This is a genomic window from Burkholderia sp. ZZQ-2 (genome assembly GCF_050768715.1).
GTDB lineage: Bacteria > Pseudomonadota > Gammaproteobacteria > Burkholderiales > Burkholderiaceae > Burkholderia > Burkholderia cepacia.
In genome coordinates, this window is record NZ_LDVA01000268.1 from 24,341 (window position 1) to 42,502 (window position 18,162).

The window sequence follows — 18,162 nt, forward strand, 5'->3', positions numbered from 1 at the left end:
GATGATTTATTCGCCGATTGTGGAGATAATCGGCGCTGGCGCAATGCACTCCGCATTGAGCGTGTCCGAGCACGTCTTCCAGTCCCGTATTGGCGCCGACAACGACAAAATGAAAACGATGAAACCCGAGAACAGGATGCTTCCCGCGCAGCGCGTCGCGTTGCCGCGTCAGATTCGGCGGCACGCCTTCGCGGCGAGCGCCGCCATCGCGTCGGCTTTTCCGCCCGGTTACGGCGGCAGGTACCGCTGAGCGCCCGGACAATCCACGGGGGTAAAGGCACATGATCGGGAAGTTTGCGTGGCTGTCCGTCGTTTCGCTTCTGGTCGCGGCATGCGGGGATCGTTCCGGTGAGGTCGATACGGCATCGAATGCGCAGCCGGCGGCCGCGTCGGCGACGCAGGCCATTACCTCGCAGCGCGAAGGGCGCGACTCGCCCGTGCCGCCCAGGCCCGGCCAGGTGCTCGAGGGCATTTACCAGAAGGACGCGCATGGCGAGGCGACGATGGAGATCGCCAACGGAAGCCAGGCCACGTATTGGTACGGCCACGCGTTCGACCTGAACGGCGGCCACTACTTCACCGGCTTCGCGTACGAGACGCCGAACATGTACGCCGAACAGGAGAACACCGCCGAGCCGGCGCCCGATGCCAGGGTGACGATCACGGAGGCTACCTTCGAATGGATCTCGGACGGCGGCGTGGCCGGCTGGAACATGGTCGAGTCGGAACGCTCGATCGGCGAGTTTGGCCGCTACGAAAAGGCTGACACGATCGACGACAGGGAACCGGCCGTGAGCACGACCCTGCCGGACGGGCGGATCGTGCTGGCCGTGCCGACCTGGTACCTGGCTTCCGGTACCCGGATCAAGTCGTTCGGCATGTTCGTCTATCGGCGCACCGATGCGTCCAGCAATCCTGACGATACCGACTGGACCTATGCCGGCAACGTATTTCGCGGCAATGACAGCGGCGCGGCATGCGATGCCGCGGGTACCGGCAACCGGATACCGTGCGTGGAAGGCTCGGCGACGCTGACGTTCCTGCCGGCAGACGGCCGGGACTGGCCGCGCCTTCGCGTGGCGATGACCGGGACGGGTATCGACAACGCCGGCCGGAAAAAGACCGACGGCGCCGCGGATGTCGTCGAATACCGGTTCAATCCGAAGACGAAGGTTTACGAAGCGGCGAAGACGTAGGGCGGCATGGGGCGTGTCGCTTTCAACGATGGTTCCACCTGTCCGGAAAGAGGATCCAATGGAGATGGCTCTCTCGAGAAACAACGTGGGCGGCTGCTGGAAGTGATGTGGCTCAGCCAAATCACGGACAAATGCGAATGGCGCGATCCGCAGCGCTCGCAACCGCGCCCCGATCCGCGATTTCTCGCGGGTTCGCGCGCTGTCGAGCCAGGCGGCGAATGCGAATTGTCGAATGCGAGCCGCGGCTCGTATTCTGGGTGCGTCGGGCGGAACGGCATGGGGCCTCCGCCGATCGACGCATGACGGAGACTCGCAATGACTGCCATGACGCAAACCATGAAGCTCAATCACCTGAGCTTCCCCTCCGCCGACACACTGGCGACGGCCCGATTCTTCGAGCGGCATCTCGGCTTCACGATCGCGGGAAGCTGGGACAAATCCTGGATCCTCAAGCGCCCGGGCTTCGACGTAGTGATCGATCACGCCGGTGACGATGAGACCGCGTGGCCGACGAATTTCCACGTCGGGTTCGAGCTGCCGAGCCTCGATGCCGTTCGCACGTTGTTCGAACGCTTCAGGGAAGAGGGCGTCGAGATGGTGACGGACGTCTTCAACAACGGGCGCGGTTCGCGTTTCTTCTGCCGCGCGCCGGGCGGCGTGATGTTCGAGCTGAACACGCGCGCGGATGCCGCGCCTGAATATCAAGGCACGTTCGACGACTGACGCCGGCAAGCGTCATACCGCGTTCGGGTGCCGGCGCGGGCCGCCGTTTCAATGACCGTGCAGGTCGGGAAGGCTGCGCATCTCCATCACGTGCAGATCGCTGCAGCGCGCGACATGGCCGTGCCGCACCACCCGCGATGCAGTTGCACCGGACTTCAACAGCAAGAAACGGAGTGTCTGCCTGCAAACGGTCGCCTACATTGCCGTGACTGACCTCACTCACGGGATGTGAAGAAGATGACCTTACTCGACGGGAAAGTCGCCATCGTCACCGGTGCCTCCACCGGAGTCGGCCGGGCGATCGCATTGATGTTCGCGGCGCATGGCGCGTCAATCGTATTGGGTGCGCGAAGCGAATCCGCGTTGAATCAGGTGGCCAGCGAGATTCGTCGTCACGGCGGGCAGGCGTTCGCCTGCGCCGGCGACGTCTGTCACGTCGATACGCATCGAAGGCTCGTCGCGACGGCCCTGCGCGAGTTCGGCGGTCTCGACATCGCGATCAACAACGCGGGAACCGTCGGGCCGCTCAAACCGCTCGCGGACATCTCGCTCGACGATTGGCAGCACACGCTGTCTACCAATCTGACGGCCGCCTTCCTGGGCGCAAGCAACCAGATTCCCGCGATGCTCGAACGCGGAGGCGGCTCGATCGTCTTCACGTCCAGCTTCGTCGGGACCAGCGTCGGGCTACCCGGCATGTCCGCGTATGGTGCGTCCAAGGCCGGCTTGATGGGACTGGTGAAGGGCATCACCGCCGACTACGCGGCACGGGGGATTCGGGCAAACGCACTGTTGCCGGGCGGTGTGGACACCGCGATGGGGGGAGACCCCGAGCAGAAGGAATGGGCGGCCGGGCTCCACGCGATGAAGCGCATCGCCCGCCCCGACGAGATCGCATCCGCGGCGCTGTTTCTGGCGAGCCCGATGGCCAGTTTCGTTACCGGCTCGGCCCTGTTCGCCGACGGAGGCAATGCGGCCGTGAAGTGAATTCGCATCGCCGCAAACGCGCGTCGCGCCGCGCTCAACCGCCGGCGCGAGCCAGCATGTCGATGACCGCGCGGGTGCGCGAAGGCCGGGTGACTTCCGTCCAGTGCAGATGCGCGTATTTCGGGTCGTCGCGCAGGCCGGCGAACTTGACGCGATTCCTGGCGAACGTGGTGTACGACCACAGCAGCACCGACTCTCGCGAAAATGCCATCCGCAGCGACTCGCGGTTGCCGTGCGAAAGCTCGGTGCGCATGAGCCCGCGGCTCAACGTGCGCCAGAGCACCCGGGAGAACACTGTCCGCCGCCCGAAGTTGAGCCAGATCACGTGAGTGGCTCTCGACCAGAGCACGTCGCGCACGGCGCTGTAGTTCCCGTCGGCGACCCATCGGTCGCCGGCCGTCGCGGCCAGCACGGCGCGCTCGAACTGTTCCGGCGGCACGGCTGTCCAGTCGGGGCCCCAGTAGAGTCGATCCAGCTCGATGTACGGGCAGCCTGCTGCCACCGCCAGTGCGCTGGAAAAGGTGGATTTCCCCGCTCCGCTGGTTCCAACGACGACGAAGCGCATGGGTTTGATCGCGGTTGAATGTTGAGGCCGGCTATTGTGCCTCATGCACGAAGCGGTCGCTCGACTGCGGTTCGTCATTGAATATCGGCTATGGCCCTGCTTGCCCCACCACACTTCCTGCATTGTCGCGGCGGGCGGAGCCGGGAGCCCCTCGCCGCTCCGCAACGGTCATTTGAATTCGGCGTCTACCATTCGTTTCCCGCACCTTTGTACAATCAGCCGCTTCAGTCCTGCCGCCCACTGCTGCGGCAAACCCCGAAAAAAATAACGTGAGAGAAACGATGGCGACCGAACCCGGATTTCAGACGCGCATGTACGCGGATAGCGCCCGCGACGGGAGCCCGTCATGTGCGCTCGAATGGGCAACGACCGGGTGCGCGTTCCGACCGGATCGAGGGCTGGCATGAGCGACAAACCCGTTCTTGCCGCCGGTGCGCCGTGCGAACCTGCGGCGTCGGCTGCTTCCCTGATGGCGCTGGCGTGCCTGGTCGTATTCATGGCGCAAATGGCGACGACGGTGTACCTGCCGTCGCTGCCTGTCGTCATGCGCGAGTTGAAGATGACGCAAGGCGGCGCCGAGTTATCCATCTCCGCCTATGTGATCGGTGCCGCGCTGCCGGTGCCATTCTGGGGCGCTGCCGCGGAACGCTGGGGCCGGCGCGGCCCGCTGCTGATTTCGCTGCTGCTGTTCATTGGCAGCAGCCTGCTGCTCGCCGGCTGCACGGTCGCACCGACGCTGCTCGTGTTGCGCGCCATCCAGGGCATCGGCGGCGGCGGCGCGGCGATCATCGCCCGAATCGTCGTCCGCGACAACTGGCGCGGCGACGAACTGGCACGACGCCTCTCCGTGTTGTCGATCGCCTTCATCACGGCCCTGGGCGGCGGCCAGTTCATCGGCGGGCTCATCGGCCGATACAGTCATTGGCAAACGGGTTTCGTGCTGATGGCCGTCGTCGCCGCGCTGGCGATCGCGCTGTCGTACGCGTTGCCGTTGAAGGCGGGAAGCCGAGCCGCCAAACCGTCGGGCCTGGCCGGTACCTACTGGCTCCTGCTGCGGCGCCCGGGCTTCCTGTGGCCAGCCTGCGCGGGCGGATTGGGGTTCGCGACGACCGTCACCTTGCAGGAGGTGAGCCCGTTCGTGTTCCAGGAACATTTCAAGCTGGCCGTGACGAGCTTCGGCAGTATCGGCCTGCTGCTCGGCGTGGCCTATTTCAGCGGGGCGATGCTGGTCAACCGCCTCGTGAGACGGCATGGCGGCGTCCGGCTGATGCATGCCGGTGCTGCGTTGCTTGCGTTCGCAACCACGTTGATGCTGGTGTCGTGGCTGAGCGGCCTGCTGACCCATTTCACCGGCCTGTGGATCTTCATCGCGCTGTATTGCCTGGCGATCTTCGGCCAGGCGGTGCTGTTTCCGAACAGCATGGCGACCGCCGTCAGCGATGCGCATGAACACGGCGCGCATGCGATGGCCTTGTGCGGCTTCCTGCAGCAGGGACTGGCGGGCATCGCCGCGACGGCCGCGGTGCTGCAGCACCATGGCGGCGCGTGGACGCTCGCCGTATTCGTGCTGGGGGCGCTGACGTGGCTGGTGGTGCAGGTCAAGGTGCGGGGCAAGTAGGCGGCCGACGTCAACGGACGGTTCATCGGCCGTATGCATCTCTCGCGAAAACAGCGGCGTGCGGCCGCGCATCCGCGTCACGCTGCGCGGATATGCCGATACAAGAGGCAGTGTGACGCGCTCATGCTGCCGGCTGTGCCGTGCGGCTCAAACGAAAGATTCGTAGAAGTCATGTTCTCGCGCGTCGTTCGCGAGGCTTTTACTACGAATTAAAAGGCAGTGTCATCAAGGACGAGAATCGGAGGGGTATTAAAAATCCCTGCGGCGCGCCCGGAATGGCAATAATCAAAATCAATATTTAATAAAGCAAATAGCATCTGCCGCGCTACCTCGAGCTTCACATCCTCCATTCCGTCCGACCCGCGCCACGCACGCCTTTCCCCAGTAACGACGGGCCCGGCACGCACATTCCGCCGATGCGGTGTTGCCGAAACCGGCATCGCAGCCGACGAGATCATTTCAGATTTCTCACCAAATCATGACTCGATTAACATCGCCGATAGAAAATATTAACCTGTCAGAAAATATCTTGTAATTATAAAAATGACCTTCTAGCATCCCTCTGCAGTTCGTGACATGTCCTGGATCAAAGTCTGTACTTGATGCATTCCTCGAACATCACCCATACATAACCGGGGGATTACATGAAGAAACTGTCTCGCCTGCTGTCCATCACCGCGATTACCGTCGCGAGTCTCAGTGCTTTTGCCCAGGCCGGCGACCAGTCGGCCACGGTCGACAAGGCACTGCAACTGATCCAGCAGAACCCGTCCGCCTTCAGTCTGGCCGCCGGCGGCGCAGCACGCACGTTGAAGTTCGCAGGGCCGCAGGCGAGTGCGCCGACGGACGGCGATCAATTCGAGGTGCGCGACGTGATCGTCGATCCCGACGGCACCGAGCACGTGCGTTTCGACCGCTTCTACGCGGGCCTGCCCGTGATCGGCGGTGACGTGGTCGTCCATTCGAGCAAGGGGCAGTTGAAGCAGGCGAGCGTGACCCAGCTCGCGCCGATCAATCTCGCCGGCACGATCGGCAAGGTCGGAAACCGCTCCGTGATACGCAACGCGCCCGACATCGGCAACGCCAGGGTCAAGCGCATCGCGACCGCGCGTTTCAACTCGGACGTGCGCCGCGTCGACGACGCGGAACTCGTGGTGTTCGCACGCGACGTCACGCCGACGCTGGCCTATGCAGTGCGCGTATACGGCAAGTCGAACGACGTGCACGGCGATGCGGTGCTGTACTACGTCGACGCACGCACGGGCGCCGTGCTCGATGCGCAGGACCTGATCAAGACCGCCGCCGCGACCGGCACCGGCCGCTCGCTGTACTACGGCAACCTGACGCTGACCACCGACCAGACCGGCACGAACGCGTACCGGATGCTCGATCCGAATCGCGGCGGCGGCTCCGTATACGACGGCCGCGGACTGATCGCGGAGGACGTCGAGCAGGCGACCGACCTGCCGATCTTCACGAGCAGCACGAACGTGTGGGGCAACAACGCGACCACCGACCGGCAGACCGTCGCCGCCGACATCGATTACGGTCTGGCGTTAACTTGGGATTACTACAAGACGACGCACAACCGCAACGGTATCTTCAACGACGGGCGCGGCGTGAAGAGTTTCGCGCACGTGGTGTTCGACACCGGCAGCGGCACGACCGGCGCGAACGCGGCATGGATGCCGTCGCACATCATGGTGTACGGCGATGGCCAGCCCGGCACGAGCTTGCCGAAGCCGGTCGTGTCGGTCGACGTGGCCGGACACGAGATGAGCCACGGCGTGACCGAGGCCACGGCGAACCTGAACTATTCGGGCGACGCGGGTGGGCTGAACGAAGCGACTTCCGACATTTTCGGCACGCTCGTCAAGTACTACGCGAACAACCCGAACGATCCCGGCAACTACGTGATCGGTGCGCGCGTGGTGAGCGGCGGCCTGCGCAAGATGTACAAGCAGGATCTCGATGGCAGGTCGTTCAGCTGTTACCCGTCCGGCGGATTCTCGTGGTCGAATCCGCGCCACGATCCGCATTTCACGTCGGGTGTCGGCAACCGCCTTTTCTACCTGCTGGCGGAAGGCCCGACGGTGCCGTCGACCGATACCGGCCTGACGAAGGCGAAACTGGTCTGCAACGGCGACACGACCTTCACCGGGTTGGGCCGCGAGAAAGCCGGCAAGATCTGGTACCGGACGCTGACCGTGTATCTGAACGCCAACTCCAGCTACCCGAACGCGCGGCGTGCGTCGATCCAGGCGGCGAACGACCTGTACGGCGCGAATTCGGCCGAAAGCGCGACGGTCGCTCGTGCTTGGAGCGCGGTCGGGGTGAATTGATGGCGTGTGTGCCAGTGCGTTGAATGCCCGATGATCGATCGCGTGGCGGCATTTCGTGTCGGAGAACGGAGAGCCGATCGAGGCCACGCGACGCCCGGGCAAATGACGGACGCGTGTTGATCGACCGCCTGCGATTGCGGGCGGTCGATCTCTGGAATCCGGTTTTTGTCCCGCCAGCCACGTAGCCCGCTTTTCGGCACTGCGTGCCGACATGGTCGCGCCTGCCGCACCTTCCTCGATAACCGCGCCGCGTTCCCCGGCTGTCCGTGACGAACCCGGAAGAAACCTGACGGTGAAGCGCGGCGGAATCCAGCCATATCACCCATCTCCCACACCCGTCGGTCGATCGGCAAACCATCGGCCGATCCTTCGATATCCCGCCCCGTCTCGTTCCGGCACTTTTCCCAGAAAAAATATCTTCCGGGCAATCGTTTGCGTGCCGCCGCGCGGCGTTCAGTTTATTCATCGCATGCCGATATCCGGAAGGCGCGCCTGATCGAAGCGGCATCGCCCCGCGGTTTCGATCGGGAACGGCATCCACGCATGCGACGGATAGGGGAAGAAAGGTTTTGGCGACAGTTTTAGGGTGCATCGTTCAACGGCACAATCACTGGCTGGTCCTGCTTGCCGCGCTGTTGTGCGGGGCCGGCTCGTGGGTCACCGCGCGCCTGTTCCAGCGCACGGTGAACACCTCCGGCACGCAGCGGTTCGGCTGGCAGGTGCTGACGGCCATTTCGGCCGGCGTGGCGATCTGGTGCACGCACTTCATCGCGATGCTCGGCTTCGATGCCGGCGCGCCCGTGCAATTCGACCTGCCGCTCACGCTCGTGTCGCTGCTCATCGCGGTCGGCGGCAGCACGATCGGCTTCGCGCTGACGACCTGCCGCATCGTCAGGATCGCGCCCGCGCTCGGCGGCGCGATCGTCGGCGTCGCGATCGTGCTGATGCATTACACCGGCATGCTCGCGTGGCGGGTCGAGGGCATCGTGTCGTGGGACATCGGCTACCTGGTCGCATCGGTGCTGCTGGCGATGACCCTCGCGGCGCTCGCGCTGCACCTCGCGATGCGGCCGTCGCCGCACGCGGTCAACCAGATGGCCGGCGTGCTGTCGCTCGCGATCCTCGCGCTGCATTTCACCGGGATGTCCGCGCTGCGCATCACGCCGCTGACGCTCGACGGCGCGTGGACCGACGTGAACACGCTGCGTCCGCTGGCGCTGGCGGTCGCGGGTACGTCGCTCGTGATTGTCTGCACGGGGCTCGTGAGCTACGTGATCGACAGCAACGTGCGGGCCGAATCGCTCGAGCATCTGCGCCGGCTGGCACTGAGCGACATGCTGACCGGCCTGCCGAACCGGGCGAGCTTCAACGAGCGGCTGGACCTCGAAATCGCGCTGGCGCAAGAGCAGGGCACGAAGCTCGCGCTGATCGGCATCGACCTGAACCGCTTCAAGGAAATCAACGACCTGCGCGGCCACCACGCCGGCGACGAGGTGCTGCGCATCCTCGCGCGGCGCATGTCGAACCTGCTGCGCGAAGGCGAATTCGTCGCCCGCATCGGCGGCGACGAATTCGCGGCACTTTGCCGGATGGGCGACGACACCCGCCTGATGGATCTGCTCGAACGGCTCGAGCCGGCGCTCTACAAGCCGGTCAGGCTGGACGACTACGAGGTCGTGCCGGGCGCGAGCTTCGGCGTTGCCATTTACCCGGACGACGCCACCACCAAGGCGATCCTCATCAACAACGCGGACCTCGCGATGTACCGTGCGAAGGGCAGCGTCGCGCAATCGATCTGCTTCTACGAACCGGCGATGGACCTGATCGTCCGCGCGCGCCGCAGCCTCGCGGCCGACCTGCGCCGCGCGGTGGCCGACAACCAGCTGAGCATCCACTACCAGGTGCAGACGTCGCTGACGACCGGCGAGATCCGCGGCTACGAGGCGCTGCTGCGCTGGCAGCATGCGACGCTCGGCACGATACCGCCCACCGAGTTCATTCCGCTCGCCGAGGAAAACGGCGTGATCCTGGAGATCGGCGCGTGGGTGCTGCGCGAGGCATGCGCGCGCGCGGCCACGTGGGAGCCGCCCTATACGGTCTCGGTGAACGTTTCGGCCGTGCAGTTCATGCACGCGGACCTGACGGCGCTCGTGGCGGACGTGCTCGAGGCAACCGGCCTGCCGGCGTCGCGCCTGCAGCTGGAACTGACGGAATCGACGATCTTCGCCGGCCGCGAGCGCGCGCTGGATACGCTGCGGCAGATCAAGGCGCTGGGCGTGAGCATCGCGCTCGACGATTTCGGTACCGGCTATTCGTCGCTCGACACGCTGCGCTCGTTCCCGTTCGACCGCATCAAGCTCGACCAGTCGTTCGTCGCGGACGCGGAAGCGAAACCGCAGGATCGCGCGATCATCCGCGCCGTGCTCGCGCTCGGCAAGAGCCTGGGCATTCCGATCCTGGCCGAAGGCATCGAGACGCGCGACCAGCTCGTGCTGCTGGCCGACGAAGGCTGCGACGAAGCGCAGGGCTTCCTGCTCGGCAGGCCCGCACCACTCAACGAGATTGTCGGCAGCGGGCAGATCGCGCTGACCGGCAGCAACCGCGCCAGCGCGACGGTTCCCGCGTCCGGATCGGCCGTCACGGCCGAGCTGGATCCGGGCCCGCGCCGGTAAGCGACAACGCCGGATACGGCAATCCGAACGCAGGTTGCAGCAGGCAGGCTCACATGAAAACCCACTACGCACGGATGGTCAGACTGGCAAGCATCGCGGCGCCGGCCCGGAACCCGGACCTGCTCGCGGCGCAATTCCGGGTATTCGCCGGCCAGCTACCGGTGATGTACCTGATCCTCGTCTCGAGCACCTGGAGCCTCGCCGTCACGCACCTGCGCAGCACGCCGTGGTGGCTGTCGGTCGCGATGCCGGCCGGGATGACGCTCGTGTCGCTCGCGCGGCTGCTGCACTGGCGCCGCGCGCGGCTGGTGGAGCCGACGCCGGACACCGTGTCGCGTGCGCTCACGATGACGAACTGGCTGGTGATCCCGATCGCGGTGACGTTCACCCTCTGGGCGCTGCTGCTGTTCCCGTACGGCGACGCGTGGCAAAAGGCCCAGGTCGCGTTCTACATGGCGATCACGGTGATCGGCTGCATCTTCAGCCTGATGTACCTGCGCACGGCCGCGCTGATCGTGGCCGTGATCGTCAACGCCGCGTTCATCGCGTTCTTCCTTTCGACGGGCCAGCCGACGCTCGTCGCCACCGCGGTCAACATGGCTTTCGTGTCGGCCGCGCTGATCGCCGTCATCTCGGTCAACTACCGGGGCTTCGTGCGCACCGTCGACGCGCAGGCCGAATCGCGGATGCGCGAGCAGGCGCAGACGCGGCTGATGCGGATGATCGACGACATGCCGGTGGCCGTGATGACTGCCGACCCGGAGACGTTCCGCATCAACTACCTGAACACGGCGTCGCGAAACCTGCTGCGCTCGATCGAGCATTTGCTGCCGATCCGCGCGGACGATGCGCTCGGTGCGTCGATCGACTTCTTCCATCCGCACCCGCAGCACCAGCGCCGCCTGCTCGCCGATCCGGCGAACCTGCCGCATCGCGGCCGCGTGCGGCTCGGGCCGGAAGTGCTCGACCTCCAGGTCTCGGCGGTGCGCGATGCCGAGGGGCGCTACATCGGCCCGATGCTGTCGTGGTCGATCGTCACGCAGCAGGCCGAGGCGGAAGCGCGCATCCACCAGCTCGCGCATCACGATTCGCTCACCGGCCTGCCGAACCGCGCGACCTTCCTCGCCGAATTCGACACGAGCCTGCGCCGCTCGGACAAGACGCTCGGGCTGCTCTTCATCGACCTCGACGGCTTCAAGCTGATCAACGACGCGTGCGGGCATTCGGCGGGCGACGAGGTGCTGCGCCAGGTCGCGGAACGCCTTCGCGGGCAGTGCCCGGAAGCGAGGACGATGTTCGGGCGCATTGGCGGCGACGAATTCGCGGTGCTGCTGCGCGACACCGACGCGGACGGCGCGATGGGCGCGGCCGCGCGGCTCGTCGACACGCTCGTCGCGCCCTATGCGCCGTCGCCCGAGCGGCAGTTCCGCATCGGCGCGTCGATCGGCTGCGTGCTGGCGCCGCATCACGGCAACGACGCCGGCGTGCTGCTGTCACGCGCGGACATGGCGCTCTATGCGGCCAAGAAAGCCGGGAAGGGGACGTACCGGATGTTTTCGCCGGACATGGAAACGAGCGCGCAGGAGCGGATCGCGCTCGAATCGAAGCTGCGCGTCGCGCTGGACGAGAACCAGGGGCTGTACGTGTTCTACCAGCCGATCGTCGATGTCCTGACTCGCAAGGTGACGGCGCGGGAGGCCCTGCTGCGCTGGCATCACCCGCGCGCCGGCTGGATTTCGCCGGGCTACTTCATTCCGGTGGCCGAGCGCGGCGGCCTGATCGACCGGCTCGGCCGCTTTGTGCTCGACCATGCATGCCGGGAGGCGGCGCGCTGGCCGGACGGCGCGCGCGTCGCCGTGAACGTGTCGGCGGCGCAGCTCGGCCACGGCACGATCGTGCCGGCCTTCGCGGCGGCGCTGGCCGGCGCGGGCCTCACGCCCGACCGGCTGGAAATCGAGGTGACGGAAACCGCGCTGCTGCATGACGAGGGCAAGGCGATCGCGGACCTGCGCGCGCTGCGTTCGATGGGCGTGCGCGTCGCCCTCGACGATTTCGGCACGGGCTTCTCGTCGCTCGCGCATCTGCGCGCGTTTCCGTTCGACAAGATCAAGATCGACGGCAGCTTCGTGCGCGATGCGATCTCGCGACCGGACTGCGCGGCCGTCGTATGCGCGGTGGCCGATCTCGGCAAGCGTCTCGGCGTGACGACCGTCGCGGAAGGCGTCGAGACGGAGGAGCAACTGGCGTGCATCACGGATGCCGGCTGCCGCGAGGTGCAGGGCTTCCTGATCGGCAAGCCCGCGCCGGGCGAGCACGATGCGCCGGCCATTCGCTGGATCGAGCGGGCCGCGCTGGCTGCGCAGTCGACGGGCAGGCGGGCGTGAGCGACGGCGACGCGACCGGACTGCGCGATACCCGGATCGATTGAAGGCCGAAAACGTGCATTCCGGGATGACGATTGCGCGCGCCGGGCGGGTTGCGTTGCGGGTCAGGAATGCACGTCCGCGATCACGCGTCGAACGGCAAACGCCAGCGGATCGACCTCGTGCACCCCGATGCTGAGTCTCGCATCGAACGACGCCGCAAGCTGCTCGAGTTGACCGAAAGCGTATCCGGGGTCCGCGGTGACGATGGTCACGAAGGCCATACCCCGGCGATATCCCGCCTTGACATCGATGCGAACGCCGCCCGGAAAGCGCTGGTGAAGCGCTTCGCGAACCAGGCCGATATCGATCTCGCCGGGTTCCGCGCGCCGGCCTTTCCGAGGGGTGACATCACGCACGAAAAAACAGGCGCTGACGCGCACTTCCGGGCCGTCGATGGCGCCGACATGCGCACCTTGCCGATAGGCGAGCACCGCGAGCCGCTTGCGCCGCTCGATTCCCGATACCAGGACACACGTGCCGGCGACGTTGGTCTGGCCTTCCGCGATCATTTGCGCGAATCGAACCGCCCGCTCGCCGGAATCCTCACGCGAGCCGAAATGCAGCGCAAGCCTTGGCGTTCGACCGATTTCCGCGCCGAGCCGCTTCTTGACCGACAGCATGGCCGCGTCGTCGATGTCGTCGAACACGAGTTCCGCGGCGAGCGGGCGACCGGCGGAATAGCCGGTGAGCAGTTGCCGGATCTCGACGAGTTCACCTGGCGCGCCATCCCCCTGCAGTTCGAGCGTGACGAGGACGACCTCTCCATGCAGCCAGGTCCTGGCGGCGGGATGGGGCTTCCGGGCGGCCAGATCGCGTGCGTCATCCGCGCCTGACGCACGCACCGCGGCCAGCAGGAACACGTCGTGGGCGTGGATGCCGCCGGGCACCACGTATGCGCCTTTCTTCCAGGCCAGCGCACGCAATTCCGGAAACAGGTCGTCTGCCTCGTATCCCGTCGCGATCACCGAGCGGCCGATCGCCGCCAGCTCGCGAGGCGACCCTCCGCCCGACAAGCCCGGCCCCGCGACCGCTTCTTCCTTGAACAGGCGCTTCCACTCGGACGAATACTCGGCATCGGGCGCCCATGACGGCAGCAGTTGTGCGAGGTAGGCGTCCGCGTCCGCGATGGTCTCGAATTTCGCGACCATCACGCACTCACCGCTGTTGTTGCCGGAGAAGGCCTGCCACACGCTGACCGGCGGCGTTGACCGGGTTCGGCCGGCATCTGCGCCGCGACGTGCACAACCGCGCCGCGCACTGGGCTGCTCGAGATGCGCACGCGCGTTGCGCCACCCGTGCAGGATGTCCTCCGCACTGGCGGCGGGCAGGCCGCCGTCCTGGAACGAGCAGCCCTGCATGCGCTGATCGGGCGTGATGGAGACGAAGTCCAGCCCCGCGCCGCAGTCGCCACTGCCGTCGGCACCGTCGAACAATCTGGATACGGGCACCGCGTCGCCGAAGCACACCGACAGGCGGCAGGCGATCGGCGAATCCTGCACGGTGACCGCGAGCTGCGCGCGCCCCCTCGGCGAAAGGTGCCTGCGCAAATCGGGGCCGATGTAGGACAGCAACGAGACATCCTGACAACCCAGCGCGGCCAGTTCGGCCAGCAGGGCGGGGAGGCCCGGCAGCACGGCGTCGTCGACGATCAGGTTGGCGCCCCACCTTTGCCCGTATTCCGACAGGACCGTGCCCGCGTCGCGCCAGCGCACGTCGTCGTAGAGCGAGACGCGGACCTGGCCGAAGCGGCCCGCGTAGGGCGCGAACGTGTTGCGCCGGATCAGCGTTCCATTGGTCGTGACATTCAGTGCAAGCGGCGTGGTGTGATGGAGGATGTCGATCAGCTCGGCGAATCCACGGAACGCGAACGGCTCTCCGCCGCCGAAGGCGACTTCCAGCGTGCCTGCCGCGGCGAGGCCGCGAAGGACGCCGGCGGCCGACTGGACGGACCAGGCGCTGTCGCGCCGCACATCACGCGAGCAGAAGTCGCAAGACAGATTGCACTTGTTCGTTATCCCGAACATCACGACCCGGGGTGCGAGGCGCCGCAAGTGGCGGGTCGCCGCGTTCTCGATCCGGACGTGCGTTCCTGTCGCGGGGTGAAAGCGCAGCAGCGCGCCGTCCAGCGGATACGCCCTGAATGCATTGCGGTCAAAACCAGTGGAAACCGGCATCGGCGAGGCCCTCTGTCTTTTTGTCGAGGATCCCCGTGAACCCGGTGGCAGCACGGGAAACCGTCATATTTGAAGCAACTCGCGCAGTCACCATCCGTTGCCCGGCCGAGCATGAGTGGCAGGCGCGGGGAATGGCGCAAGGCGCTTCACGCTCGGGGAGAAAGAAATCATCGAGCGCGTCGCGCCCGAAAGGGAAATCATCCCGGCGTGTAGCCGGCAGCCGACACGCGCGGCCGCCGTAGAGTCGCACCGATTATAACGGCGGCCCGATCACGGCCCGGCCTGCGAGGTCAGATGCGGTCGAAGTCGAACGGCGTCACGTCCGGCAGGCCTTCGACCTGTTGTACCTCGACGCCGCACCCAGTGCGGAGCGTGTCGATCGTGCGGCGCGCCTCGAGTGCCTTCTTTGAAACGACCCATCAAGCCGGACGGCAAGCGGATCGCGGAGAAGTGAACTGCGATGCTTGCTCGAGGTCATTGCGGTGCATGCGCAGCCGCCGTAGGATGGCGGGAGACGTGCGTTTCACATCACGTCATCTTGGCGACATCTTTCTCACGTACATCTATTGCACTTCGCCAGTCGGCGGGGTGCCGATTTTTCAAGGAAGACCGACCATGGCGGCAAAACGCCTTCGCATCAACATGATTACCCGTCGCCAGTCGACGTTCGACGGCCGTCATCTCGACACCGAGGCGGTACGCCGCTACGACGCGCAAGTGCAAGACGCGATTCCCGCCCAATTGAAAGGCACGCAGGGTGCCGAGGCGGAATGGCTGCCGCGCGTGAAGGTGAGCGAGCGTTAATCCGGATACACCGATTCCGCCGTCCGGCCGCGCGCCCCTGTTTCGATCGATGTGAAACGCGCCCGCCGGACGGCGGGCGCATGATGACGCGCGACGCGCGCGTCTCTTCGTTCGCGAATTACTGGCTGGTGGCCAGCTCCGCTGCGGGGACCTTCACGACGGGCCGCAGACCGATCACGAGCGGACGTGCCTCAGTGGACAGCGCGCTCACGTCGCCGCGATTGGCGCGCACGATCAGGCCCGCCACCGCATTCAGTGCGCTCATGAACGCGCCTTCGAGCCAGCCGCCGAGGTGGCTGTAGCTGTCGCTGGCGATGAAGAAGCGGTTGTCGAGCGACGCGGCGAGCGCATGCGTGTGATACCGGAAGCACAGGTTGCTCTGGTGATGGTCGCCCGTCATGTCGAGCTTGAAGCCGCCGGCCGTCTTGTTGGTCGTCCAGTCGAAGACAAAGCGGTCCGCCGTGCGTGCTTCCGCGAGCAGCTGATAGAACCACCACGGTTGTGCGTTCGACGCGCCCGCATACTTCACGTACCGATACGCGCGATTCACCATCGTCCGGTACATCCCATCCGCCGTACCGGTCTCGGTTGCCGGGTTTTGCGGATACAACCCGAAATCGTGCTGAAGCCGGGTCGAATCGTCCTCCCACGTGTAGCTGGCGAGCAGGCTCGAATACTCGGGCGCCTGGCCGTCTTCGACGATGGGGCTCGGTACCACGTAGCTCGCCGCGAGGCCGCTGTCGGAGACGACGGCCTTGATCGGTTCGCCGCGCCATTGCGGGACCCACGGCTGGTCGAGCGCGGTGGTCTTGACGGTGGCGAACACCTTCGACGAGCGCGCCATGTGAAGCTGGCCGATCGCCGTGACGATCCGGGCGTTTGCAGCGGGGCTGCTATCGCTCAGCAGAAGCGGCGGATAGACCTGGTTGTACGTATGCGTTTCGAGGCCCAGGCCCGCGTCCCCCAGATTCTGGCTGGCGGCATGTTCGAAGCCGCTGCGGCTGACGATCGGCGTCAACTGATCGTGCGGGACGGCGAGAATCACGAAATCGTAGGCTTCGGAATGGACGGCGTTATGGCTGTCGTATGACAGCAGTTGTGCGCGCGCCGACGCGGTGCCGGAATGACAGGCGTTCGCGACGCGTTCCTGACGAACCTGGACGGCCAGCTTGCCGGCGCCGACGTCCTGGGCCTTGAGGAACAGATTCCGGATGAACTCGACGTTTTCCGTGACCGGCAGCGTGTATTCGTTCGAATAGTCCCAGAGGATCAGCCGCATCATCTCGACCAGCGAGATGTTGTACAGCGGCTTGAAGCCGCCGGTGCCGAAGCCGAAGCGGCCGAACAGTTCGACGTAGTAGCTGATCGATTCATCGACGTCGAGCACACCGTCGACCGGCGGCAGCGTTCCCTTCTCGAACGCAACCGTCACGATCTCGCGGACGGCCGCGCCGAGCGTCAGGCCATCGTATTGCGCGATGAACTCGGGCCAGTACTTCGTCTGAATCCGCTCGAGGGCATCGGCCGGCGGCGTAGCCGCATTCAGGATCGCCGCGATCTTGGCCGGATCCACATTGGCGATCGGATACATCGCGACATTCTCGCCTTGCGGGTTGCCCACCAGCCCGCCGGCGACGACACCCAGTACCTTCAACGTCGGCGAATCCGGATCTTCCCAGTCTTTCGGATCGCTCCCGACATAACGGTCGACCCGATTGCCGAACACGAATTCGGTCGGCACCTTGCCGGGATTCGGAAATACCTTGATCGGCGCCGCGTCCCCGAATGCGGCGGACGCATAATGCCAGGTCAATCCGGCGATTTCCGGAAAGCGCATCGCGCCTACTTCGTAAATGGTGTCGCCGCTGGCAGGATCGCCGTTGTGAACGAGTGCCGCCGACACTCTTCCGGCCTTGAGCCCGCGTACCTTGATCGCCTTGATTCCCGGCCGGTCATGAAGAAACGAATCGGGATCGGCTTCGTAGATCTGCACGTCGATGCCGCTTCCTGCCGGCAGCGTCGCCGCGAGCCGGCCCAGTTCGTAGAGTGCGGCGATGCCGCCTGCTCCGCCGCCGACGATGGCGATCCTGTAGTTGCCGGCGGGCAGCGTACCCAACGGCGCGGCGGCGGCGACCGGATAGGACACCAGCGCGGAATCGGGATGCCGGTAGTTGATCCCGCTCAACCGGGCTTCACCAACGGTGGTGGCAATCTTCTTCTCGTCCTTCAGGCCGAGCAGCCGGGGAATGACGGTAACGCCCATGACGTTTCTCCATCGAGAGAGTGGAAACCGCGCGATATCGATCCCGCTTGCCGCTGGCACAGCGCGTCGGGACCGATTCAGGACAACGACAACGCATTGCGAACGAAGCTTGCGCAGTATGCGAATGCGGTTTCGCCAAATCAATCAATTTTTGTTTGAGAAACGATCGAGGAGAATGAGCGAAATGATGGAAAAGAGGCGGGCTTGGGAAGGGGGGGGCGTGACGGCAAACGTCACGGGATCCCGATCGAATCGTCGATCATCTTCGGATTGCCGAACACGCGACCGGTGAAGCGTGCGATCAGCTGCGCAAGCACCGCTGACGGGTGACGCCTGCCTCGACATCCTCGAAAATGCGCCTCCCCGTGCTCGATGAATCGGGGAGGCGCCTC

General features: G+C 65.6%; 12 protein-coding genes. 9 read left to right on the plus strand and 3 right to left on the minus strand.

What is annotated here, in order from left to right:
- Position 1: 1 nt before the first annotated feature.
- The 4 genes from ABY44_RS20460 (at position 2) to ABY44_RS20475 (ending at position 2,906) form a co-directional block, all read left to right on the plus strand.
- Positions 2-250, plus strand: coding sequence for a hypothetical protein (locus ABY44_RS20460; RefSeq protein ID WP_060174385.1), 249 nt, complete (start codon positions 2-4; stop codon positions 248-250).
- A gap of 31 nt (positions 251-281) precedes the next feature.
- A complete protein-coding gene (locus ABY44_RS20465) occupies positions 282-1,196 on the plus strand; it encodes a hypothetical protein (protein WP_060174384.1) in 915 nt (304 codons plus the stop codon).
- 315 nt (positions 1,197-1,511) lie between these two features.
- Positions 1,512-1,919, plus strand: a complete 408-nt coding sequence (locus tag ABY44_RS20470) for a VOC family protein (protein WP_027792704.1) — start codon at positions 1,512-1,514, stop codon at positions 1,917-1,919.
- 237 nt (positions 1,920-2,156) lie between these two features.
- Complete coding sequence (locus ABY44_RS20475; RefSeq protein ID WP_060174515.1) at positions 2,157-2,906, plus strand: SDR family oxidoreductase; 750 nt, start codon at positions 2,157-2,159, stop codon at positions 2,904-2,906.
- A gap of 34 nt (positions 2,907-2,940) precedes the next feature.
- Here the strand turns inward: ABY44_RS20475 and ABY44_RS20480 are convergent, their stop codons facing one another.
- Complete coding sequence (locus tag ABY44_RS20480; RefSeq protein ID WP_060174382.1) at positions 2,941-3,471, minus strand: toxin; 531 nt, start codon at positions 3,469-3,471, stop codon at positions 2,941-2,943.
- A 403-nt stretch (positions 3,472-3,874) separates the two neighbouring features.
- Here ABY44_RS20480 and ABY44_RS20485 point away from each other — a divergent pair, with 403 nt between their 5' ends.
- The 4 genes from ABY44_RS20485 to ABY44_RS20500 all read left to right on the plus strand — a co-directional run bounded on the left by ABY44_RS20485 (position 3,875) and on the right by ABY44_RS20500 (position 12,487).
- Complete coding sequence (locus tag ABY44_RS20485; RefSeq protein WP_081072695.1) at positions 3,875-5,089, plus strand: MFS transporter; 1,215 nt, start codon at positions 3,875-3,877, stop codon at positions 5,087-5,089.
- 644 nt (positions 5,090-5,733) lie between these two features.
- A complete protein-coding gene (locus ABY44_RS20490; RefSeq protein WP_021158125.1) occupies positions 5,734-7,431 on the plus strand; it encodes a M4 family metallopeptidase in 1,698 nt (565 codons plus the stop codon).
- A 569-nt stretch (positions 7,432-8,000) separates the two neighbouring features.
- Positions 8,001-10,103, plus strand: a complete 2,103-nt coding sequence (locus ABY44_RS20495) for a putative bifunctional diguanylate cyclase/phosphodiesterase (RefSeq protein WP_060174381.1) — start codon at positions 8,001-8,003, stop codon at positions 10,101-10,103.
- A 53-nt stretch (positions 10,104-10,156) separates the two neighbouring features.
- Entirely contained in the window at positions 10,157-12,487 is a 2,331-nt protein-coding gene (locus ABY44_RS20500) for a putative bifunctional diguanylate cyclase/phosphodiesterase (RefSeq protein ID WP_060174380.1), read from the plus strand.
- Positions 12,488-12,591: 104 nt separating this feature from the next.
- Here the strand turns inward: ABY44_RS20500 and ABY44_RS20505 are convergent, their stop codons facing one another.
- Positions 12,592-14,703, minus strand: a complete 2,112-nt coding sequence (locus ABY44_RS20505; protein ID WP_060174379.1) for a radical SAM protein — start codon at positions 14,701-14,703, stop codon at positions 12,592-12,594.
- Positions 14,704-15,219: 516 nt separating this feature from the next.
- Here ABY44_RS20505 and ABY44_RS20510 point away from each other — a divergent pair.
- Positions 15,220-15,507, plus strand: coding sequence for a hypothetical protein (locus ABY44_RS20510; RefSeq protein ID WP_226151172.1), 288 nt, complete (start codon positions 15,220-15,222; stop codon positions 15,505-15,507).
- Between the two features lie 118 nt (positions 15,508-15,625).
- Here the strand turns inward: ABY44_RS20510 and ABY44_RS20515 are convergent, their stop codons facing one another.
- Entirely contained in the window at positions 15,626-17,770 is a 2,145-nt protein-coding gene (locus ABY44_RS20515; protein WP_060174378.1) for a tryptophan 2-monooxygenase oxidoreductase, read from the minus strand.
- Positions 17,771-18,162: the final 392 nt, after the last annotated feature.